The following is a 22,531-nucleotide window of genomic DNA, read 5'->3' as shown; positions in this document are numbered from 1 at the left end:
AAAACTGTTCAAAGGATAGACAAATCCCTAGTGAAAACAGTATGAATTAAGTAGGATTGTCACTTCCATCAGTCAAAAATATGGTATGATAAAAGTAGCAGGAGTAGTGGGGGGCAGGAAGAAAGATGTACTTTGTGAATCGACAAGAAATTGAAGCAATTTTAGCTTATATGGAAACATTGCTGGAGGAATCGAAACAACATCGTTTTGAAAGTAAATTGGAAAAATTGGCGTTGGAGCGGCTTGTCCATATGCTGATTGAGTCTATTATAGATGTCGGAAATAAAATGATTGATGGCTTTATTATGCGTGATCCTGGAAGTTATGAGGATATTATCGAGATTTTAGTGGATGAAAAAGTGCTGCCACAGGATGAACTACCTCATTATGTTGCATTTATAAAGCTCCGGGATATGCTTGTACGTGAATATCATACAGTAAATCATGAACAGCTTATAACCGCGATGCAACGCAATCAACAGATGCTTGGGGCATTTAACGAACATATAACGAGCTATTTAGATAATGAATTGGGTGTAGCAAATACTTTTTCAAATGAAAAATAAGGATGATGACATTGAAAAAACGTACACCAACAAAACAAAAATTACTTACCATTTTAAAAAAAGATCATCTCCTTACAATTGAGGAGATGATGGTCTATTTTACGATTTCCGAGATTGCAGTTCGACGACATATCCATGAACTGGTGGAACAGGGATTCATCCATAAGGTTGCAGTCAAACAGGAAATAGGCAGACCATTTTATCGTTACGAATTAACGAAAAAAGGCCATGCTACTTTTCCAAATCAGTATGAAGCGCTGCCTGTTGAATTATTACGTGATTTGGAAGAGCTACAAGGAAAAGAAGCCGTAAAGGAATTGTTGGAGAAGCGAATGGATCGGGAAAGAAGCTTTTTTGAAGAAACGATTGAGACGGATGATTTTGATAAACGCGTTGCAAAAGTGGCTGAAATTCAAGATGAAAAAGGTTATATGGTTGAATACGAAAAAACGGAAAATGGCGATTACGAAATGAAGCACTTTAATTGCCCAATCTCCAATATTGCTTCCGCATATCGCCAGGTCTGTAAAAATGAAAAAAGTGTTTTCCAAGATGTATTTCCAGGTAGTGAAGTTACTTCCCATTCCTGTATTACGGGTGGGGACGCGTATTGTAAGTGGCTTATTACGAATCCAGCTAAAAAAACCAAGCACTAATTTATATCTTAACTAAAAAAGAACTGCCTCTCGTGCGTTGGAAAGGAGCAGTTCTTTTATTTTGTCTTGTTAACAACGGTGCAATTGCCGTGTATCTGAATTAATTGTCCAATGAGCCTTCCTCATCTGCGCTAGCATGTGCCAAGCGACTTGATGCAGCCGCCGCAATGGCGCCAACAATATCATCAAGGAAAGTATGGCATTCTCCAGTTGTCCGGTCATTTAATCGCTTCAGGATACCAGGTTTTTGTTTATCAATAAATCCATAATTGGTAAAACCGATGGAACCATAAACATTCACGATAGAAAAAGCAATAATCTCATCTATGCCATACAAACCTTCATCTGTTTGAATCGTTGTTTGCAGTGGTTCTTCCAGCAGATTTTTTTCCGCCAATACGTCAAGCTGTATACCGGTGAGAATTGCATTTTGCACTTCTCGCTTTGTCAACACACGATCTACATTATATAAGCAATCCTCCATTTTTAATTCTTCATGATATTGTGCCTGAAGGTAATATACCAGCTCTGCAATATCACTTAATTCGACTCCGCGTTCTTTTAACCATTTTCTTGCTTTAATTTCTAACTCACTTTTTTTGATGTTTTCCATCTACATCACCCATTTCTTTTATATCGTAAAACCATCTCTTCAAGCATATAAATAAAATAATAACGTGCTGGAGGAGATTGATGTGGAACAATTACTTCATCGTTACTATGGTGTACAGGCAAATAATAAAGTCATCTGGGATCATCGGGAAGGATTACAAGATTCCACTTTTTCCTATTTTATCATTCCTTCAGCAAACAAGGAAGAACTATTGCTGGAGCAGGGAGCATTGGCTCAATATTTAGCATACGCAGGTTACCGTCATGTGACTGTTCCCATGTACACATGGCAAGGAGAATGGTTCACCAACGAGGAACCAGCAAGGCTCGGTTTAAAAGCGCAGCCTTTACTCCAATCCAGAGGTGAAGAACCCGGAAAACAGCTTGCTGCATTTCATGATCTGGGTTCTCAATATCCATATGAACCGATTTTGCTCTCCAGTTATGGGCAATGGAGGGAGCTCTGGATTGAGAAACTAACCGCATTTGAATCAAAACTAATGGAAATAGCAAAACAGCATAAACGGGATTATGATGCGCTTATAGTTGATAGCTTACCATATATCGTTGGCTTAAGTGAAAATGCGATACAATATGTCCAAGAAAGTGTCCGGGAAACAAAACATAGCCCCCATGATCAAGGATCCATCGTGTTTTGGAGATATACCAATCAATTGCAAAAACCAATTATTTGGATGGAAGACCTCGCATTTGATCATCCAATGCGTGATGTGGCGGAGTTGGTTCGTAATGAGCTAATGAAGGAAAATGGGATTGTTGCTGCTGTAGAAACATTACGTAGCTACAACGACATCCGACCTATATCTACTTTTGGTTGGCGATTATTATATGCAAGATTATTATTTCCAGTTCATCTATTCGATTGTTTGGAGGAAGGGTTAGCAACCGAAAAACCGGAACAGGCGTATCAAAGGCTATCCAATACCTTGGACCAACAAACCAAGTATGAGACAGGGGTCAGGGAACTATTTCATTGGATAAGGGAAGAATATGCCGCAATCAACATTCCTATGGTAGACTGGTTATAAGTGAAAGAGCTTCCAACAATAAAAACATAGGTCGACATGAATGAGATAGGAGTGGGTGTTAACTTGAAACCATCGATCTATATCAGTCGCAGTATTCCAAAAAACATCATAGATCAATATGCCTCTAAGCTGGATATTCATATGTGGGAACATGAAGCGGTACCGATACCACATACCACTTTGATGGAAAAAGCCCAACAGGTAGATGGATTAATTTGCATGTTGTCTGATCAAATTGATGAAGCGTTTTTGGCAGCAAATTCACATCTAAAGGTTGTTTCCAATTTAGCAGTTGGTTATGACAATATTGATGTTGCGGCTGCTACAGCTCAAGGGACAGTAATTACGAATACACCAGATGTCTTGACTGAAACGACAGCGGATTTGGGGTTTGCACTGTTAATGGCAACAGCAAGACGAATACCTGAGGCAACTAATTTAATCAAAAATAATGGCTGGAAGGAATGGTCTCCTTATTTCATGGCTGGTGCTGATATCCATCATAAAACAATTGGCATTTACGGGATGGGTAGAATTGGTGAAGCAATTGCTAAGCGGGCGAAAGGCTTTGATATGAATGTCTTATATCATAATCGAAGGCGCAATAAAACCGCTGAAAAAGCCATCGGAGCTTCCTATGTTTCCATTGAACAATTATTAAAGGAATCCGACTTTGTTGTATCTGTCGTACCACTGACTCCGGAAACAAGCCATACATTTAATACCAAAGCATTCCAGTTGATGAAGGAATCAGCAATTTTTATCAATATATCTCGTGGGAAAGTTGTGGATGAAACAGCTTTGCTTCATGCATTAGAAACTGGCAAGATTAGAGGAGCAGGTTTGGATGTTTTTGACCAGGAACCAATTGATGGGAGTCATCCCTTATTAAAGCTAGAGCAAGTTGTTTGTTTACCGCATATTGGCTCTGCTAGTGAAGAAACGCGTACAGCGATGATTAAGCTCTGTTTAGATAATTGCTGCAGCGTACTTTACGGAGCGGATGCACGTACACCGGTTTTGGACAAATAGCTGTGAGAAAAAATAAAAAGCAGGTCACCTATTCGGAGTACCTGCTTTACATATCTATTTTAAAATACCTGTTCGATTTCTTTAACGCCAGGGACTTCAGTTCGGAGGGCACGTTCAATTCCAGCTTTTAACGTAATGGTTGAGCTTGGGCAATTTCCACATGCTCCCATCAGACGAAGAAGCACAATGCCATTTTCATCTACATCAACTAGCTCTACATCTCCACCATCGCGTAGTAGAAATGGTCGTAATTTATTTAAGACTTCCTGTACCTGTTCATGCATTATCCATCTTCTCCTTTCTATTTCATTATAAAACGGATTGCATTAAAAATCTATCATGAGAATGAATTTCAATTAAATCAATTACTTTTATTTTATCTTTTAATAAAGATTTTGTAAAATAAAAGTAACTGTAAGGATATTACTTCAAATGATGAACATAAAAAGTATAGAAAAATATGTAGATTTAAGGGGGCATAGATATGGAAACGAAAAAAGTATTAATCACTGTTTATGGTGCAGAGCAAATTTGTGCAAGCTGTGTAGGAGCACCAGGATCAAAAGATACGTATGAATGGCTCCAAGCTGCTATTGGGAGGAAATATGTGGATGATTCCATTGATTATGAATATATCGATATCAATGAACCACCTGCTATAAAAAAGCATCAGGACTTTGTGGAACGAATTTTTGAAGAGGATTTATTTTATCCGATTGTTTTTGTAAATGAAGAGCTTGTAGCAGAAGGTATACCTCGTTTGAAAACCATTTATCAGGAATTGGATAAGCATGATGTTGTACAACAAGCAGAATAGATATCTATAATTAGAATGACATGATAAACATGCTTCATCATTCGTAATGGTTGAATCGATAATCAGACATTTGTATACTAATAATAGTGGAAGAAGAGGAGGGTATGCAATGGCAGCTATAACAATAACGGATAACGCTCGTCATCAAATTAAAGAAATGATGCAGGATGAAGAGGGAGATGTACGTCTGCGCTTTGGGATTAAAGGCGGCGGCTGCAGCGGATTGTCTTATTCACTCGGCTTTGATCAAGAGGTTAATGAAGAGTTGGATTTAACAGATATGATCAATGAAATTCCAGTCGTTTTGTTTAAACAAGATATTCCAATCATTGAAGGTACAAAAATAGATTTCAAGCAGAACATGATGGGGGGAGGCTTTAGTATAGACAATCCAAATGCAATTGTTTCCTGTGGATGTGGTTCATCATTCCGGGCGAAGGATCATGAAGGCTCCCCTGAAAAATGTTAATGTAGTTTAAGTTTAAGCACCATACCTCCAGGACGTCCATCGCTTCGTCCTGGTTTTTTTATGAGATAATTTATATGTTATCCCAGCCAACAACGTCTGAAAAGAGGTAAATCTAATGACACATCATTGTAATCATGAAACGGACCATGATCAATATCTATGTGTTTCTAAAGTACCCATTTTTAATCACTTGTCTACGAATGAGATGGAGAAAATTGTTCGCTTAGCAAGTAATAAAGTGTTTCAAAAAGGGGAAATACTTTTTCGAGATGGCGACCCTTTAGAATACTTGTACATTGTTCATACGGGGCAAGTTAAAATGTATCAGCTCTTTGAATCTGGAAAAGAGCAGCTATTGCGCGTGCTAAACCCTGGAGAATTCATGGGTGAGCTCGCATTATTTACAGAAAAATATATTGACAGCTATGCAGAGGCAATGAAACCTACCAATATTTGCGCCATCCATCGAAAAGATATCCAACAATTAATGCAGGCTTATCCTTCTATTGCAATGAAAATTGTAGAAAAGCTAAGCAGCAGGCTGGAAGAAACAGAAGAACTCGTAAGCCAGCTAAGTGTTAAGGATGTGGAAACACGTACGGCAAGTTATTTGGTAAAATTAGCGGAGAAGGAGAATTCCTTGCAAATCAAACTGCCCATTAGTAAAAAAGATTTGGCATCTTTTTTAGGCACAACACAGGAAACGATTAGCAGAAGACTTTCTACCTTTCAAGCTAATGACTGGATTGAACAAAAAGGTCATCGTAACATAACGATACGAAACCTTGAAGCATTAACTGAAATAGCCAATGACACATGACAATAGAAAGGGAAATTATCTAACTCTTATATCATTTCGCTGAAAACGGAAAGAACAAAAGCTTTAAAGTATGTGACATCGTATTTTTTTCAAAATGGAGTAAGATAATCAGCATTTAAGTTACGTGACATCATGAATTTTTCAAATAGGAGTAAGATAAACAGCATTTAAGTTACTCGAAATCATGTATTTTCCGAAATGGAGTAAGTTAAACAGCATTTAAGTTACGCGAAATCATGTATTTTCCGAAATGGAGTAAGTTAAACAGCATTTAAGTTACGCGAAATCATGTATTTTCCGAAATGGAGTAAGTTAAACAGCATTTAAGTGACGTGACATCGTGTTTTTTCCAAAATGGAGTAAGATAAATCGCATTTGAAGTAAGTTAAATCGTAAAAAAGGAAAATAAGTTAGGGTTATTTCCATGCCAAGAAATGATGTAACAAAAATGCAGACTTGAATCCGGATATGAGGACTCAAGTCTGCATTTTATTCTCGGCATTACTTTTAAAACATACTGGTAGAGTGCTTTGGTTGAATTCTAGCTTTTGGATCCAAATATTGCATGGCATTATTTACTGCAGTTGGTCCTTCACCAAATCCTGTTGCAATAAGCTTCACTTTACCAGGGTATGTGTTAATATCACCAGCCGCATATACGCCTGGGATATTGGTCTCCATTTTGGAATTAACGACGATACTGTTTCTTTCAATTTCTAAGCCCCAGTCTTTGATAGGGCCAAGTGTTGAAATGAAACCATAGTTACATAAAATCGCGTCAACATCGAGCGTGATTTCACGTTCTCCTTTTACTTCTTCCAGTCTTAACTGTTCAATTTGTTCAGTAGCGATAATTTCTTTCGGAACAAAAGGCGTGATAACTTCAACGTTAGAAGCAAGTAACTTTTCAACACTATGCTCATGGGCACGGAATTGATCGCGTCGGTGTATCAATGATACTTTCTCTGCTATTGGTTCAAGCATCAATGCCCAATCGACAGCTGAATCTCCACCGCCTAAAAGTGCTACACGTTGTCCGCGATAGCGATTCATATCTTTTACATGATAATGTAGATTGATATCTTCAAATCTTTCGCTATCTCCAATATTTAAGCGACGTGGCTGAAACGCACCGTTACCAGCAGTAATAATGACACTTTTCGTGTAATGAACTTCGTTTGTGGAAGAAGTTAAACGGAAAGTATCATCATCCATTTTTTCCAGTTTCTCAATAGCTTGGCCGAGCACAATTTCTGTATCAAATAGCTGCAATTGTTCCTCTAAATTATCGATAAGCTCTTGCGCACGAATTTTAGGGAATCCAGCAACGTCATAGATGTCCTTCTCTGGATATAAAGCGGTAAGCTGACCGCCTGTATGTGGAAGACTTTCAATTAATTTTACACTGGCCTGGCGCATACCGCCGTAAAAAGCAGTAAATAATCCAGCGGGTCCAGCACCGAGTATGGTTATATCATAAACTTTTTCTGCCAACAGTAGTACCCCCATTTCTTTCAAAACACATAACTATAATAGCATACATCATGGTATTTTGTACGGTTTGAAAATCGGAAACAGTGGAAAACGATGCATTGAAAATAAAAAAAATACAGGAAAGGGTTGAAAATTCGACAAAAAAGTAATAATATTGACAAGGGATTATGTTACGATTGTGTAACAAAGCAAAGGATTTGTATTTTAATTGAAATCAGCGTATACTTGGCAACTGCCAATTTTTTTATTGGATAGATAGTGAAATGTGTCACAAATATAAGAGATGCAATTCAGAATAATGCCAGGAATGGAAGGGAAAGTAAGATGAATAAACCACATATTGTACTATTAGGCGCCGGTTATGGCGGTATGATGACTGCAGTGAATTTACAAAAGCAGTTAGGAGTAAATGAAGCAAATATTACCTTGGTAAACAAAAATGATTACCATTACCAATCCACATGGCTACATGAAGTTGCAGCTGGTACGATTCACCACGACCGTGCACGAATTGCAATCAAAGATGTTATAAAAACAAACCGAATTACGATTCTTCAGGATACCGTAGTTGAAATTAAACCAGATGAAAAGAAAGTAAAGCTTGAAAATGCGGTGCTTGATTATGATATTTTAGTAGTTGGGCTTGGCTTTGAAGCAGCAACATTTGGGATCCCAGGCTTGGAAGAAAATGCATTTATGATTGGTAATATTGATAGCAGCCGGTTGCTACGAGAGCATCTGGAGTATCATTTTGCTCAATATAATAATGAAAGAGATAAAAAGCAAGCACGCTTAAATATCGTTGTTGGCGGCGGTGGATTTACAGGCATTGAATTTGTCGGTGAACTTGCGAATCGCGTCCCAGAGCTATGCGAGGAATACGATATCAACAAAGCACAGGTACGGATTATTAATGTGGAAGGGGCACCAACTGTATTACCTGGATTTGATCCGCAGCTTGTCGAGTACGCCATGAACTCTTTGGAATCACGTGGTGTGGAGTTCGTGCTAGGGGCAATGCTGAAGGAATGTAAACCGGACAGTATCGTATACGAGAAAGATGGAAAAATGGTTGAGGTTCCGACGATGACAACGGTTTGGGCTGCCGGTGTTAAAGCAAATGGCATTGTGGAAAACTCTGGTTTTGAAACGAATCGTGGCAAGATCGAGGTAAGAAAAGATATGCGTACGCCTGAGTATGATGATGTATTCGTCATTGGAGACTGTGCACTTATTATGAATCCTGAAACAGGCCGACCGTTCCCGCCAACAGCACAAATTGCGATTCAGCAATCATATACGGTTGCTAAAAATATTAAAGCATTGGTACGCGGTGGTGCAGAACTAGAAACATTTGAACCAAACATTTTAGGGACAGTGGCATCCCTTGGACATAATGATGCTATCGGCGTTGTTATGGGCGACCATAAAATTTTTGGTTGGTCAGCTACAGCAATGAAGAAGATTATTGATAATCGTTATTTATTAAAGCTTGGCGGAATCGGTTTATTAATGAAAAAAGGAAAATTTAATTTTTTCTATTAAAAGGAAATGAATGTCATATAAGCAAAGGCGGTCAATTGCCTTTGCTTTTTCTATCAATTGATATAAAATTGGGTTGGATTACTACATACGTGAAGGGGACATTTACATTGATACAGCTCGTTGTTTCCGTGTTATTATTTTTCGTGATTTTTTTCGGATTGGCTTTTATATTAAATATGTTATTACGTAGAACATGGTTGATGGCTTTTATTTATCCATTTATCGTGTTACTAATTGTTGGCGGCATCTCCATTACAGAGTATTTTAAATCACCGGTCGCTTCCTTTTCATTAGCCTTTGAAAAGTTACTATTAATTACACCTGTCGATATGATCATTCTATCATCCGGCTTGGTTGGGACCATCGTGTGCGGTTTTGTCATTAAATTTCTACGTAAAAGTGGATATCAAATGTTTTAATCAACCACGGCTTGTTTTAAAAAAATAAATAAATATGAATAAAAATATACTTGTTTGGACATGATGACATCCAGAGAGGTGTTAGGATTGAAAACAAGTAAAATATTGAAAAAAACAAGCATGTTATTGTTGATTATCATCGCGTTTCTTACGACAATAACGAGTATTTCGGATGTGTCTTTTGCTAACATGCAGCTTGCAATGGACAGCGGGAAGCAGGCAAGCAAATATGAGGATAAACCTTTTCATTTTAGAAAAGTAGCTTTAAAGGAAAAGCAGCTTCATACCGTGGAGCAGTCAGGTGTGCTCATTTCCAGTGAACAAATTGAAGGCCCGAAAACATTGGAAGAAGCAATTAATCTGGACCAATATTCCTATCAAACCGTTGTTGCAACAGGTTATACTGCTGGAGTAGAATCAACTGGGAAAACGCCAAATCATCCCGAGTATGGAATAACTTATTCTGGTGTTCAAGTGAAACGAGACTTATATTCTACTATTGCTGCTGATTTATCCGTTTATCCGATTGGAACGATTTTATTCATCCCTGGCTATGGATATGGTGTTGTAGCAGATAAGGGTGGAGCCATTACAGGAAACAGAATTGACTTGTACTACCCGACTGTAGAGGATGTTTATTCTCAATGGGGGAAACGTGAGGTTGATGTTTATTTAATTGAAAAAGGAAATGGGACACTGACAGAGCAAGAATTAATAGACCTGAATGAGAACGAAACATTACAGGTCTTCCGGGAACAATTGAATAAAAGTTAAAAAAAGCAGTTGCTTGGTTTTATGCCAAGCAGCTGCTTTTTCAATGCTTATACGTATAAAAGAGCAAGTAAAAAAGCGATACCAACACCTGATAATGCACCGAAAAATACTTCAATCGGTTGATGTCCAAGTAATTCCTTCAGTTCTTGTCTTTTTTCAAGATTGCCTTTTTGATTCCAGTCTTTCGCACCTTCTACAAAGTATTGAAAATCCTTGATTAATTGATTTAACACAACTGCTTGTTCACCAGCTTGTCTGCGAACTCCTGAAGCATCGAACATAATGATGATGCTGAATACACATGATACGGCGAACAAAGGTGAATCGACACCGGACACAATTCCAATCCCGGTTGACAGTGCGGCAACGGCAGCCGAATGGCTACTTGGCATTCCACCTGTACTAAATGCGAGACCAGGCTTAAACTCCTTTGTAACGATGAAACGAATCGGTATTTTAATAACCTGGGCAAAAACAATTGCTGATAAGGCAGCCCATAATGGAAAATTTTGAAATAATGTCATAGCTGGCATCCTTTCCAGTTTGCTGCTTTTTTCTAGCATATGCCAAAATGAATGATGGATGTATATTTTATCATATTGACATCAGAAAAGCATGAACCAGGGATACCAACCTTATCTGAACATTACCCATTTGTTGACGTACGTGCTGTCCGAAAAGCATATGGTACACGTTTAGCAAAGCTGATCATAAATACGGCAGCAAGACAAGCTAGCGCACCATCTTTAATTAGAAATGGAATCATGCCTTTCCATGCAAGCGAATAAGTAATAGATAATTCCAACCAAGTATTCATGGATAAGTATAAAAAGCTAACTCCAATCCCATAATTTACGATGAGTCCAATCAATGCGGCAAAGGTATACATAGCAATGGATGGTTTCTTAGCAAAATCTGCAATCCAGCCCACAATAAATGCAACACATATAAAAGAAATGATGAATCCGCCAGTAGGTGTAGCCAATGCCATGGGGCCAGCCTGTAGATTTGCAAATACCGGAACACCGGCAACACCAACAAGTGTGTAAACAATCATCGATAAACTACCAAGCTTTCTGCCTAGCATAAGTCCAGCTAATATCGCAAAAAATGTTTGTAAAGAGACAGGAACGGTAGCACCGCCAATTGGTACCGCAAGTACCGGGAACCAAACGGTAATATTAGCCCCGATTGCCATTAAACAAACAAAAACTGCTCCAAACGTTAAATCAACTGTTTTTAATTTACTCATTTCTCTGTTTCCCCCTTCTTCCTTACATGATCATAAACGGTGTTTGCGTATATTGTCAACTCTATTTTTGAACAGTTAACAATGGAGGGGTAATGTTAGCGCACGATGATAGATTTGGGGGAAAAGAACAACTATATCCATTGAAAAGAAAGCATGGAAAGGAAACAGAATGAATAAAAAAATTGCAGGCTGTCATCCACATCACCGGATGCAACCTGCAGTGCTCTTAATATTTTTTCACAGATTAACTGGCTGTAAGCCCCCCACTTCAAGCGTTTTAATTGATGACAAGATTGGTATGTGGTGGATCAACAGCCAGTAAAGGCCTGATTGGTTCAACTAACAATCAGTGGGGACGGGCTAAAAATCCCCACAGATTGAAGTTTCACTTTATGATCGTCTCTAAAGCCATTTCCATCATTTCATGGAAAGTAGTCTGTCTTTCTTTTGCTGTCGTTTCTTCGCCGGTTATAATATGATCTGATACGGTTAAGATCGACAAAGCTTGGCGATTAAATTTGGCAGCCAATGTATAAAGTGCCGAAGATTCCATTTCTATTGCTAATACTTTGTAGGCCGCTAATAATTCATTTACTTGTTGGGCATTATCCCGATAGAAGCTGTCACTGGTGAAAATATTTCCCACACGTATCGTTTTCCCCATTGTTTCCCCAACATCATGTGCACGCTTTAGTAAATCAAAATCAGCGATTGGCGCATATTGAATTCCATTAAAAATTAATTCATTCTGCTTGGAATCCGTTGTAGCCCCTTGGGCAAGAATGACATCTCTTACATGCACATCCTTCTGAATCGCACCACAAGTTCCAACCCGGATGAGCTTTTTTACATTATAGCTTTGAATCAACTCATTTACATAGATGGATATGGAAGGTGCACCCATGCCAGTACCTTGAACAGATACGCGCTCCCCCTTGTATGTTCCCGTATAACCATACATGCCTCTCACATCATTATATTGCTGTACCTCTTCAAAATAGGTTTCAGCAATATATTTAGCGCGTAATGGGTCTCCCGGCAGCAATATGTTTTCTGCGATTTCTCCCTGTTTTGCCCCAATATGTACACTCATATTCATTCCTCCTGATTATAGCTTCATGTAACCTGAATCCAACGTATCACAATGAAAAAGTAAAAACAATCTGGAATAACATTTGTTTTAGAAAACCATAGCATTTTTGTTTAATTTATTTCAGATATTGTATATAATGGAATCAGTTCAATTTTTCACAAACAAAAGGACTAAAATAGGATAGGTCACATGACCGTTGAAAGGATGAATGAAATGAAGGAACAAACATTTACAATTACTGCCGAGACTGGAGTACACGCACGACCTGCAACATTGCTAGTTAATAAAGCAGGACAATTCGAATCTGAAATCGAAATTGGTTATAATGATAAAAAAGTAAACCTAAAGTCGATTATGGGTGTTATGTCACTCGGTATTCCTAAAGGCGCACAAATTACAGTAAGTGCGGATGGTAGCGATGAAGAAGCTGCACTTGCAGGTGTTACTGAGATTATTAAAGAACATCTTGGTGAATAATAATAAAGGCGGGAGATATACTCTCTCGCCTTTTTGCTTTTTTAATAGAGTAATTCGATAGTTTGTGATTCATCAGGTATTCGAATTTCTTTATAAATAACGAAGAAATGGATAACATAATGGAACACTTTATGCGAAAATAAATATAAAAAATTCTGGGAATCTGCCCAGGTGCAATGTTAAGATATTAACGAGGTGATTTTATGAAAATTTCTTTATCCCAGTTACCTGGAATCGGACAAAAAATATCGATGAAAACGTCCGAGGATAATATGCTCGTATTAATTGTACATCATACGGGTAAACGGGAACTGTATTTTTTTGAAGATAGTGATAGTGATGAGGCGGATTTTGCATTGGACTTAACTCCTGATGAAACGAGAGAATTTGCAGCACAGCTACTTGGTGCGACTTATCAGCCTGTTGATATTGAAAAAATGCGCTTATTTAAAAAACAAATTATGGTTGATTATATCAAGCTAAAAGAAAATTCAAGTCTAGCTTATAAGACCATTGAGGAATCAGATATTCGCAACCAAACTGGAGCAACCATTATTGGCATTGTGCAGGGGGAAGATCTTATTGCCATCCCGGAAGCAGATACAAAGCTGGAGCCAGGTGATGTGTTAATGTCAATTGGAAAAGACGAACAAATCGCAGCACTAACACAGCTTTGTAAGGGTGAGGAATGATGTCCATTGTTAAATGAATTGCCCATTCTATTAGATGCAGGACTTGTTTTACTTGGCGTTTTTGTGCTTGGGTACATGGCATTAAAAACGAAATTTCCAAATGTTATTCTTTACATTTTATTTGGTATAGCCATTGGACGATTGTTTACGGATAATGTCATCCTTTATTTGGCTAGTGAAGTTGCAATTGTATTATTATTTTTCATTCTTGGACTTGAATTTAATACGAAGCGGCTTGGAAATATAGCAAAGAAAATTTGGAGCGCGGGATTATTAGATGTATTTTTGAGCCTGGGCGTATCCATGGTAATCGTACTCGCTTTTGGAGCGGATTGGTACACTGCATTTTTAATTGGTGGAATCGCTTTTGCTACCAGCTCTACGATTACAGCAAAATTGTTAAATGATAAAGGGCGAATGGCAAATGCAGAGACAGAATTTATGCTCGGTGTTCTCATTTTTGAAGATCTTGTTGCACCGATTATTGTTGCTGTACTGATTGCGCTTAGCTCAGGAGCAGAATTTACTGGATTCGACTTTATCATATTGATGGGAAAAATACTAGGACTTGCATTATTGGCCATTATCCTAGGGAAAACTGCCTTTAAGCGGTTCGAGGAGTTTTTAATGAAGATCGATGACGAGGATATAAAAATTGGCCTACTCGTCGGTATTGCAACCACATTCGGTGGGCTCGCCTTATTTATTGGATTATCAGAAGTACTCGGTGCCTTTTTAGCAGGTGTGATGCTAGCTGAAATTGGCAAAGTAGAACGAATTCAAAGTGTGGTTTTGCCTGTACAGGATTTATTACTGCCTACTTTCTTTATCTATTTTGGTACAACCATTCATTTAGGGGATGGGATACCGATGCCTGTTTTACTAGCGGTATTAATCATTTGGTCAATGCTTGCTAAAATACTTGTTGGAATGATTGGAGGCAAATGGTATGGTTTGTCTAAACGTGTGTCATTGCGGGCAGGATTATCCATTTGCGCTCGTGGTGAATTTTCTGTTGTTATCGCAAGTATTGCAGTTGCTTCTTTAAAAGTATTTGCGGGGGTGTATGTTGTTATCTCTGCATTTATCGGTATGATGCTGTTTAATTATGCACCAAAGATTGTGATAAAAATTTACGGTCAACCGGAGAAAAAGAAGAAAAGCTTGAAGGTTCCAACATAAAGCGGACAGGCTTATGAACTGTCCGCAGTCTTCTGTGGCTGGCTACTTTTATCACAGATTAACTGGCTGTAAGTCCCCCACTTCAAGCGTTTTAATTGATGACAAGATTGGTAAGTGGGGGATCAACAGCCAGTAAAGGCCTGATTGGTTCAACTAACAATCAGTGGTGCAGTGCAAAAACCCCCACTGATTGAAGTTTCACTTTATCACAGATGAACAGGCTGTAGGACCTCCACTGATAGAAGTTTCATTTTATTCGGAATAAATACTCTCATAATACGTTTTTTCCAGCATATTTATGGCCTGCAGTGCCTTGGTATTATATAGCGACTCCTTGGCTTCCAGCTTTTTCCTTGCTTCATCTACTGCCGCCTTTAAGGAAGCAGCATATGCTGGTAATTCCCCGTCGAATGGATGAACAGCCGCTTTTTTTACATTCATCTTCTCCAAATATGCCAGTGCTTTTCGTTCATGAAAATAGACATCCTCGACACGGTTTAATTGGTGAAGATCTCCCTGTAATGGATGTTTATGTACAGCATGCACTTCTATCAAAAATCGGTCTCCACGATCCTCTAACACTTTTCCAATATAAGTTCCTGAATTATAATGGGCACGTACCCAATCTCCATTGTTAAATGCTTTCATGCTTGTCCCTCCTTGAATACTTCATCGTCCATCTACTGTTAAAAATTTATTCTATAATCATATTGTGCCAAAACTGTCACGGAAAGACCAATATTTGCTTTTCGAAATCCATATAGATTTGCTATACTAGGGAATGAAGGAAGTGATTAGTTATGAATATGGAATTTCTTTATTTTCCGGAAGATAAGATGGAATATATCCCAGCGATAATTTCGCTGATTATTTTTATGGCAGGGGCATGCTTTGCGATGTACTTCTTATACAAAAAATCAAAAAAAGATGAAAAGTTAGCCGATGAAAAATATGGCATGAATCAGATAGAAAACCAACAAGAGGAACAGAAAAAAGATTCGTAATTCACCATCCGCACATGGATGGTTTTTTATTTGCACTAAAATCAGGGTGTTTTATCCAATGCATTGTTAAAAAATATTCCCTTATGATTATTGCTTGATAATTGGTAGATACTAAAAAATACAAGCAGAAAGGGGGAATATTTTTTGTATAGAATCGTTCTTGTTGGATTGGTAGCCTTACTTCTTATGACAGGCTGTGCTTTGAAAGGCAGTACGAATGTTAAAAAGGTGCAAATGTATGATGCCTCAGGAAGTGTGATTGGAACAGCTACACTTACAGAGCAAGAAGATGCCATAAAAATGAAAATAAAAGTAGAGGGCCTTACACCAGGATTTCATGGTATCCATATTCATGAATATCCGATATGCGAGGGACCGGATTTCAAATCTGCGGGGAACCATCTAAATCCAGAAGGTAAGGAACATGGCTTAATGAATCCAGACGGGTCACATCTTGGGGATTTGCCTAATATTAAAGCAGATGCTGATGGCTTGGTGGAAAACGAACTGATACTTTCAGAAGCCACGTTAAAAACAGGGAGAAAGTCACTTCTTGCTAGAGAAGGAAGCTCTCTTGTGATTAGCGAAGAAATGGATGATGGAGTGAGTCAGCCAAGTGGTAATGGCGGGACCCGAATAGCATGTGGGGAAATTAAGCATAAAAATGAAAAGGCAAATAAAAAGCCTCCAACCGATCCTGCACAATTGGAAAAGCCGACAGACAAGAAATAAAGCGCGGAATTCATTTTAGATTCCGCGCTTTTCATCATAGATTTATACAGGATGACTTTGCAATGCATCCACGATTCGCTGAACACCTTCAGCAACCGTTTCTTTTGGACAGGCAATATTCATTCGCATATATTGTGCCCCATCTTCACCGTAAGCAATTCCAGCATTTAGTCCGACTTTCGCTTTTTCAATCATAAATTGTTTTAATGCTTCAGCCTCTAATCCGAGCGCACTACAATCTATCCAGACTAAGTAAGTACCCTCCGCTTGAATTACTCTTAATGCAGGCGCATGCCTGTGTAACGTATCTACAACATATTGATAGTTTTCGTTCAAGGTTTGTAGCAATTCTTCCAGCCATGCCTCACCACGCGTATACGCTGCTTCCAATGCAATATTTCCCATCGTATTAAGTGAATTAAGTCCAACACGAGTTAATTCTGCATCTATTTTACTGCGAAGTGCTGGGTTTTCGGTAATGATGTAGGATACCTGTAATCCAGCAAGGTTAAACGTTTTGGTAGGAGACATGCAAGTGATTGTCTGGTTCGAGATTTCTTTAGAAATAGATGCGATTGGCGTATGATGGTTACCTGAATACACTAAATCCGCGTGAATTTCATCGGAGATAATCAGCACATCATATTGCAGACAAAGCTGCGCCATTCTGGTTAATTCATCTTTTGTCCAAACCCTTCCAACTGGGTTATGTGGTGAGCATAAAATAAAAGCTTTTACTCCTGCTTTAAATTTAGCTTCTAAATCATCAAAATCAATTGTAAAACGATCCCCTTCACGGACAAGTGGATTTTTAACAATATGACAGCCTTGACTTTCAATCACCTGATAAAATGGTGGATATACTGGTGTCTGAATTAAGACATTATCTCCTGGTTTAGTGAATGCTTTAACAGCCAAATGCAGGCTTGTAACCACTCCAGGGCTAAAGGATAGCCAATCGGATGAAATATTCCAATTATTTCTGTTCTGCTGCCATTGAATGACAGCGTTTTTTACATTATCATCAATTACTGTATAGCCGTAAATTCCGTGTTCGATTCTATTTTTCAATGCATCATTCACCGCTTGTGGTGCTTGAAAGTCCATATCTGCAACCCACATCGGCAGTACATCTTCGGTCTGGAAAATAGCTTGAAGTGAATCCCATTTAACAGATCGGGTATTTTTACGACTATGTTTTACATCAAAAGCTAACATAATTTTACCCCCTAAAATTTGCACTATTCCTAGTATACCGTAAATATGAGTTGCTGCCAGTGATTTTTCAAAAAAATCTACTCTTCGATTAAAAAAATTTTAAAGTAAAAAAAGACAATAAAAAAAGCAAAGCGATAAACGCCTTGCCTACAGGGGGAATACGAGAAAGTCTTACATTACTAGTAATACCCCGTAAAACAGATAATAAACATATTTTGGTGAAATTTTTATAAAAAACGTAAAAAAATGTGGAATCGATTGTTTTTTTCCTGTTTTTCCTTGTTTGTAGCGATGTATATAAGAAAAAAGTCTGTTTACCAAACTGGCAAACAGACTTTCATGATTAGTTTAATCGGTCTTCCAGTTTGGCTCTTTCTTCTTCAAAGCCTGCTTTACCTAATAGAGCAAACATATTACGTTTATATGCTTCTACACCCGGCTGATCAAATGGATTTACACCAAGCAGATATCCACTTATCGCACATGCTTTTTCAAAGAAATAGACGAGGTAGCCGAAAGTGTAAGCATCCAGTTTTGGAACTTCAACAATTAGATTCGGTACGCCACCATCTGTATGTGCCAATAAGGTGCCCTGGTAAGCTTTATCGTTTATTTCATGAATGGTGCGACCGGCAAGATAGTTTAGGCCATCTGAATCCTGTTCTTCTGATTCAAGGGTGATTTCTTTTTTAGGCTTTTGTACATGAAGTACAGTCTCAAACAGGTCCCTGCGACCTTCTTGAATATATTGTCCAAGGGAATGCAGGTCTGTTGAAAAATTGGCGGATGTAGGAAAAATACCTTTCTGATCCTTTCCTTCACTTTCGCCAAACAATTGCTTCCACCATTCCGCAAAATATTGCAGCTGTGGCTCATAATTAATCAGCATTTCAATTGTTTTACCTTTGCTGTATAGTACATTTCGAACCGCTGCGTATTGATAAGCAGGATTTTCAGTTAATGAAGGTGTAGCTAAATCTGATACAGCAGCTTGTGCACCCTTCATCATTTCTTCTATAGAAATACCACCAACAGCAATTGGCAATAATCCTACAGCAGTTAAAACAGAATATCGTCCACCAACATCATCTGGAATGACGAAAGTTTCATACCCAGCACCATCTGCAACGGTTTTTAAAGCACCTTTTGCTTTATCTGTTGTAGCATAAATCCGGGATTTCGCTTCTTCTTTGCCATATTTTTCTTCGAGGTATTTCTTAAATATACGAAAAGCAATTGCTGGTTCTGTCGTTGTTCCGCTTTTTGAAATGACATTGATCGATACATCTTTACCATCTAATATATCAAATAATTCTTGAATATACGTTGAACTCATATGATGTCCTACGAAAATCACTTGTGGCGCTTGGCGCTGTTCTTTACTTAATAGATTTTGAAACGAGTGCGTTAGCATTTCCAAGGCAGCGCGCGCTCCAAGGTAGGACCCGCCAATACCAATCACAAGCAGGATATCTGAATCACGGCGAATCTTTTCAGCTGCTTGTTGAATACGAGTAAATTCTTCTTTGTCATAATCATTTGGGAGATTAACCCAACCAACGTAATCATTGCCTTGTCCTGTTTTATTGTGCAACGCATCATGTGCCTGCTGCACGAAATCACCTAAGTAATCTATTTCATGTTGATTGAAAAAATCCAATGCTTTACTGTAGTTGAATTGAATATGTGTCATATGCATTCCTCCTAAGGACCATTATATAGTTTTACTTTAGCGGACGAAAGCTTGGAAAGCAAGAATCAGCACCGCATGTAACAAAACTGTCATGGGTGGGGCAAGAACAGGCTGCTGATTCGTATCAGATAACAAATAAAAAAGCATCTTGCCTTTTAGGGGCAGATGCTTTTACAAAAGAAAGGATTAGTTTTTAAAAGTGCCTTCACGCTCTTTAGACTGTTCAATCCATTCTTCTAGCTTGTCTTTTAATGTGTTAAATCCAGCGTTGTTATCTTGTTGCTGATTAAAAGCCGGTTTGTTTTGTGGCTTACTTGCTGTTTTCTTTGGTGCTTCCTCTGTTGCACGGATTGATAAAGAAACTTTATTGTTTGCTTCATCAATGTTGAGAACTTTTACAGATACTTCATCGCCAATCTCTAAATGATCATTGATATCTTTTACAAAGCCGTGCGTTACTTCTGATATATGAACCAAGCCTTGAACTTTATCGTTAAGTGCAACGAATGCTCCGTATGGCTGAATTCCTGTTACTTTTCCCTGTAAAATTTGTCCTGTTTCGATTTCCATTGTCATGCTGAACAACTCCTATTTTCAATTCGATTCTTTTCACACATTTAAATATATTAACATAGGATGTTCGGTTAGGCAACTTTAACAGGAGAAAAAAAGATTTTCCAATGGCTAGACAAAATCCAACAGGTTAATATATTAAATGTGATTTAACTGATACAAAATATTTTCAAAATGAAGATTTAATGTATTGTAGCAGCTCCTAATAATAAAACTGCAAAAGTTAATTGGTCAGATTATTCTGGAAAATGATTGAGCTTTTATAGTGTGCTTGATATGATAGATGAAAATGGTCAAAAGGAGTGTGGGGATAAATGAAAAGGGTGTTAATTCTAGGACTGATGGTCGCAGGTATTATTGGTGCAACTTTTGTTGTTGCTTTAAATTGGGATAATAAAACGATTACGGTCAATGCTGATGAATTAATTGCAACCGAGGAAACAGAGGATTCATTAGCGGAACAACTTGAGACAAAAGGGCACTTTGCAGCTGATAAAATTACGGATGATGAAATTCATAAAAAAATAAAAGAAATGGTTAAATCGGGAGAATTGGACCCTTATGATGTTACAGTTAATTCATCAGATTTCGATGCAGAAGAACAACTGACAGTTGGTGGATTTAATGAACCTGTTTTCTATACATCAAATTTTGAATTGTTTAATGCACATTCAATCATAGCAACTTTGTTAGTAGAAACTGACTTTGAAAAACATAAAGATAGCGCTTTAGATGGTCTTTTGGGTTTTTTACAAAAAATTAAATATGATAAAGTGGAGGAAGAACAGCAAAAAAAGATGGATAAGGTAATAGAATTAACAAAAGTTGCTGCCAAGAATGATATAAAGCAAACTAATCCTATTTTGTCTGAAATCCATTCTTTATTACATGAATTAGATGAACATTTCAATATTGATCCTTATGCCCATGAAGACAATTAGATTGAAATTTGGATAATGAAATAACCAGTTTAAAGGTCATTTTTAGTTTTATTTTATTGGTACTTTTGAAATTATAAGTTAGTGACGGGCCTTCAGTTATAATCAAAGAAGTAAATTTACTTATAATTTACTGCTTTATTTTTAAAGTGAGGTGAAAATTTGAAAAGGAAAGATCTGAAGATATTCACAACAATCTCTTTTTTTACAGCGTTGGTTGTTATTCTTGCTATTCCGCCCTTCATATACAAAAAACTAATTCAGGATGGGGATGTAGGATATATCTTAAATTTATATCTATCTGTGGCAATTCTGGTTTCTTTTTTTGGCATACCAATAAGCATGGTTTCCATGTTCTGTAAAGAAAATTTAGTTAAAAGAATTTTTGCGATAATTATAAACCTCATACCATGCAGCCTTTTAATTTATGCTATAGCTGTGGAATCTATAAATGAATTTCTCGGCACTGCACCTTGAATGAATCTTTTAACAGAATTACATTTTAAACTGAAAAAACAGTATGAAACCAGTTCATCCCACATTTTCAACTTTTTATATATACCAATCCAATTTGGAATAATTTTTTATAAATACACGCATATTCAAAATTTATCCGAACGAAGTGCAGGTGGTTTGTTTGATGGCATTATTCAAGGAATTGAAGAAAGGATAGATTGAATCTAATTAGCGATACAATCTTATGTTTCGCTAATTAGAGTATTGTAAACATAGGTTAAATTACTTTATATCATCTACAATATTTGAGGTTTTGTATCCGTTGTTACCTACATGAGTATGTACCCTAGCGACACCACTTACATGTCCTAATAAGGTGTAACCGATTACATAACCGCAGTAAGTGTAACGAGTTGAAGTCTCATGTACTCTTCCTACAAATAAATTCTCGGAATTTATTGTTCCAGCAATCGCATACGTTGGATGGTAAACCCTAACAATATAATCATTATTTGCCCCGGATCGAATGACAGCCTCCGTTTTAAATTGTAAATTTACAAGGCCCGTAGCCTAATAGGATTTAATTATATATGTTCCGGACGACTTAGGTTTAAATGCCATTGGATTAATTTCTCCATCACCTTTATACTCCTTGTAGTTCCCCAGCGACTGCAATGTTGGACCCCATTAGTACAATTGCAATGATTGATATTAAGACAAAGATTTTTGATAATCCCCCCATAATACATTTAATACTATATAGTTCTACATAGATGTATACTTTCTTCTCAAATATTCAAAAAAGGCACAGAAGTATAAATAAATTGAATTTAAACTTTTTATTAATCTTTTTAAACCACAGGCTCTGCCTGTGTGCAAACGAAACTTTTAGAGTTGTATCCAAAAAAACTCCAAACGTTATAATAGAAGATGGCCGTCAAACCAACTTTAAATAACGAGAGGAGCCT

Annotated in this window: 27 protein-coding genes; 17 read left to right on the top strand and 10 right to left on the bottom strand. The window is 37.5% G+C overall.

The window, feature by feature from the left end:
* The first annotated feature begins 125 nt into the window (after positions 1-125).
* Entirely contained in the window at positions 126-566 is a 441-nt protein-coding gene (locus DX933_RS03505; RefSeq protein ID WP_123315096.1) for a DUF86 domain-containing protein, read from the top strand.
* A gap of 11 nt (positions 567-577) precedes the next feature.
* Positions 578-1,222, top strand: coding sequence for a helix-turn-helix transcriptional regulator (locus DX933_RS03500; RefSeq protein WP_190279394.1), 645 nt, complete (start codon positions 578-580; stop codon positions 1,220-1,222).
* A gap of 100 nt (positions 1,223-1,322) precedes the next feature.
* Here the strand turns inward: DX933_RS03500 and DX933_RS03495 are convergent, their stop codons facing one another.
* Positions 1,323-1,835 carry a phosphatidylglycerophosphatase A family protein gene (locus DX933_RS03495; RefSeq protein WP_123315094.1) on the bottom strand — a complete coding sequence of 171 codons (513 nt, stop codon included), beginning with the start codon at positions 1,833-1,835 and terminating at the stop codon, positions 1,323-1,325.
* A gap of 82 nt (positions 1,836-1,917) precedes the next feature.
* On the opposite strand from DX933_RS03495, the gene DX933_RS03490 reads away from it, so the two are divergent.
* Both DX933_RS03490 and DX933_RS03485 read left to right on the top strand, forming a co-directional pair.
* Complete coding sequence (locus tag DX933_RS03490; RefSeq protein ID WP_123315093.1) at positions 1,918-2,883, top strand: protein kinase family protein; 966 nt, start codon at positions 1,918-1,920, stop codon at positions 2,881-2,883.
* A 63-nt stretch (positions 2,884-2,946) separates the two neighbouring features.
* Positions 2,947-3,915 (top strand): 2-hydroxyacid dehydrogenase, encoded by a 969-nt coding sequence (locus tag DX933_RS03485; RefSeq protein WP_223805857.1) that lies wholly within the window; start codon positions 2,947-2,949, stop codon positions 3,913-3,915.
* A gap of 59 nt (positions 3,916-3,974) precedes the next feature.
* Here the strand turns inward: DX933_RS03485 and DX933_RS03480 are convergent, their stop codons facing one another.
* Entirely contained in the window at positions 3,975-4,199 is a 225-nt protein-coding gene (locus DX933_RS03480; RefSeq protein ID WP_123315091.1) for a NifU family protein, read from the bottom strand.
* A 200-nt stretch (positions 4,200-4,399) separates the two neighbouring features.
* Here DX933_RS03480 and DX933_RS03475 point away from each other — a divergent pair, with 200 nt between their 5' ends.
* The 3 genes from DX933_RS03475 to DX933_RS03465 all read left to right on the top strand — a co-directional run bounded on the left by DX933_RS03475 (position 4,400) and on the right by DX933_RS03465 (position 6,021).
* Positions 4,400-4,732, top strand: a complete 333-nt coding sequence (locus DX933_RS03475; protein ID WP_123315090.1) for a YuzD family protein — start codon at positions 4,400-4,402, stop codon at positions 4,730-4,732.
* A gap of 109 nt (positions 4,733-4,841) precedes the next feature.
* On the top strand, positions 4,842-5,201 hold the full coding sequence (locus DX933_RS03470; protein ID WP_123315089.1) for a HesB/IscA family protein: 360 nt from the start codon (positions 4,842-4,844) through the stop codon (positions 5,199-5,201).
* Positions 5,202-5,316: 115 nt separating this feature from the next.
* On the top strand, positions 5,317-6,021 hold the full coding sequence (locus DX933_RS03465) for a Crp/Fnr family transcriptional regulator (RefSeq protein WP_123315088.1): 705 nt from the start codon (positions 5,317-5,319) through the stop codon (positions 6,019-6,021).
* Positions 6,022-6,528: 507 nt separating this feature from the next.
* Here the strand turns inward: DX933_RS03465 and DX933_RS03460 are convergent.
* Positions 6,529-7,515, bottom strand: a complete 987-nt coding sequence (locus tag DX933_RS03460; RefSeq protein WP_123315087.1) for an NAD(P)/FAD-dependent oxidoreductase — start codon at positions 7,513-7,515, stop codon at positions 6,529-6,531.
* A gap of 324 nt (positions 7,516-7,839) precedes the next feature.
* On the opposite strand from DX933_RS03460, the gene DX933_RS03455 reads away from it, so the two are divergent.
* From DX933_RS03455 to DX933_RS03445, 3 genes are all read left to right on the top strand, one after another.
* A complete protein-coding gene (locus DX933_RS03455; RefSeq protein WP_123315086.1) occupies positions 7,840-9,060 on the top strand; it encodes an NAD(P)/FAD-dependent oxidoreductase in 1,221 nt (406 codons plus the stop codon).
* Positions 9,061-9,167: 107 nt separating this feature from the next.
* Entirely contained in the window at positions 9,168-9,479 is a 312-nt protein-coding gene (locus tag DX933_RS03450; protein ID WP_123315085.1) for a YuiB family protein, read from the top strand.
* A gap of 87 nt (positions 9,480-9,566) precedes the next feature.
* The gene (locus tag DX933_RS03445; protein WP_397315788.1) at positions 9,567-10,253 is read left to right on the top strand and encodes a 3D domain-containing protein; all 687 of its coding nucleotides are present in this window, start codon (positions 9,567-9,569) and stop codon (positions 10,251-10,253) included.
* Positions 10,254-10,300: 47 nt separating this feature from the next.
* On the opposite strand, the gene DX933_RS03440 is transcribed toward DX933_RS03445, so the two are convergent.
* From DX933_RS03440 to deoD, 3 genes are all read right to left on the bottom strand, one after another.
* Positions 10,301-10,777, bottom strand: a complete 477-nt coding sequence (locus DX933_RS03440) for a divergent PAP2 family protein (protein WP_123315084.1) — start codon at positions 10,775-10,777, stop codon at positions 10,301-10,303.
* 122 nt (positions 10,778-10,899) lie between these two features.
* Positions 10,900-11,505, bottom strand: a complete 606-nt coding sequence (locus DX933_RS03435; protein ID WP_123315083.1) for a biotin transporter BioY — start codon at positions 11,503-11,505, stop codon at positions 10,900-10,902.
* A gap of 385 nt (positions 11,506-11,890) precedes the next feature.
* Positions 11,891-12,598, bottom strand: a complete 708-nt coding sequence (deoD, locus tag DX933_RS03425; protein ID WP_123315081.1) for a purine-nucleoside phosphorylase — start codon at positions 12,596-12,598, stop codon at positions 11,891-11,893.
* Between the two features lie 213 nt (positions 12,599-12,811).
* Here deoD and DX933_RS03420 point away from each other — a divergent pair, with 213 nt between their 5' ends.
* From DX933_RS03420 to DX933_RS03410, 3 genes are all read left to right on the top strand, one after another.
* Entirely contained in the window at positions 12,812-13,075 is a 264-nt protein-coding gene (locus tag DX933_RS03420) for a phosphocarrier protein HPr (protein ID WP_123315136.1), read from the top strand.
* A 203-nt stretch (positions 13,076-13,278) separates the two neighbouring features.
* Positions 13,279-13,767 (top strand): cation:proton antiporter regulatory subunit, encoded by a 489-nt coding sequence (locus tag DX933_RS03415; protein WP_123315080.1) that lies wholly within the window; start codon positions 13,279-13,281, stop codon positions 13,765-13,767.
* A gap of 6 nt (positions 13,768-13,773) precedes the next feature.
* On the top strand, positions 13,774-14,949 hold the full coding sequence (locus tag DX933_RS03410) for a cation:proton antiporter (protein ID WP_123315079.1): 1,176 nt from the start codon (positions 13,774-13,776) through the stop codon (positions 14,947-14,949).
* Positions 14,950-15,201: 252 nt separating this feature from the next.
* On the opposite strand, the gene kapB is transcribed toward DX933_RS03410, so the two are convergent.
* On the bottom strand, positions 15,202-15,597 hold the full coding sequence (gene kapB / locus DX933_RS03405) for a sporulation phosphorelay system protein KapB (protein ID WP_123315078.1): 396 nt from the start codon (positions 15,595-15,597) through the stop codon (positions 15,202-15,204).
* 152 nt (positions 15,598-15,749) lie between these two features.
* On the opposite strand from kapB, the gene DX933_RS03400 reads away from it, so the two are divergent.
* Together DX933_RS03400 and DX933_RS03395 are read left to right on the top strand one after the other, a co-directional pair.
* Positions 15,750-15,953, top strand: a complete 204-nt coding sequence (locus DX933_RS03400; RefSeq protein ID WP_190279393.1) for a hypothetical protein — start codon at positions 15,750-15,752, stop codon at positions 15,951-15,953.
* 144 nt (positions 15,954-16,097) lie between these two features.
* Positions 16,098-16,685: a superoxide dismutase family protein gene (locus DX933_RS03395; RefSeq protein ID WP_317843076.1), complete on the top strand. Its 588-nt coding sequence runs from the start codon at positions 16,098-16,100 to the stop codon at positions 16,683-16,685.
* A 42-nt stretch (positions 16,686-16,727) separates the two neighbouring features.
* Here the strand turns inward: DX933_RS03395 and DX933_RS03390 are convergent, their stop codons facing one another.
* The 3 genes from DX933_RS03390 to yugI form a co-directional block, all read right to left on the bottom strand.
* A complete protein-coding gene (locus DX933_RS03390) occupies positions 16,728-17,903 on the bottom strand; it encodes a MalY/PatB family protein (RefSeq protein ID WP_123315077.1) in 1,176 nt (391 codons plus the stop codon).
* A 343-nt stretch (positions 17,904-18,246) separates the two neighbouring features.
* Positions 18,247-19,596 (bottom strand): glucose-6-phosphate isomerase, encoded by a 1,350-nt coding sequence (locus tag DX933_RS03385; protein WP_123315076.1) that lies wholly within the window; start codon positions 19,594-19,596, stop codon positions 18,247-18,249.
* Positions 19,597-19,782: 186 nt separating this feature from the next.
* Positions 19,783-20,172, bottom strand: a complete 390-nt coding sequence (gene yugI, locus DX933_RS03380) for a S1 domain-containing post-transcriptional regulator GSP13 (protein WP_123315075.1) — start codon at positions 20,170-20,172, stop codon at positions 19,783-19,785.
* 311 nt (positions 20,173-20,483) lie between these two features.
* On the opposite strand from yugI, the gene DX933_RS03375 reads away from it, so the two are divergent.
* A complete protein-coding gene (locus DX933_RS03375) occupies positions 20,484-21,110 on the top strand; it encodes a hypothetical protein (RefSeq protein WP_123315074.1) in 627 nt (208 codons plus the stop codon).
* Positions 21,111-21,269: 159 nt separating this feature from the next.
* A complete protein-coding gene (locus DX933_RS03370; protein ID WP_123315073.1) occupies positions 21,270-21,584 on the top strand; it encodes a 2-acyl-glycerophospho-ethanolamine acyltransferase in 315 nt (104 codons plus the stop codon).
* The last annotated feature ends 947 nt before the right edge of the window (positions 21,585-22,531 follow it).

It is taken from the genome of Ornithinibacillus gellani, assembly GCF_003730295.1.
Taxonomy (GTDB): Bacteria; Bacillota; Bacilli; order Bacillales; family Amphibacillaceae; genus Ornithinibacillus_A; species Ornithinibacillus_A gellani.
The sequence above is the reverse complement of the archived record's forward strand: the minus strand, read 5'-3'. Positions and strand labels throughout refer to the sequence as shown.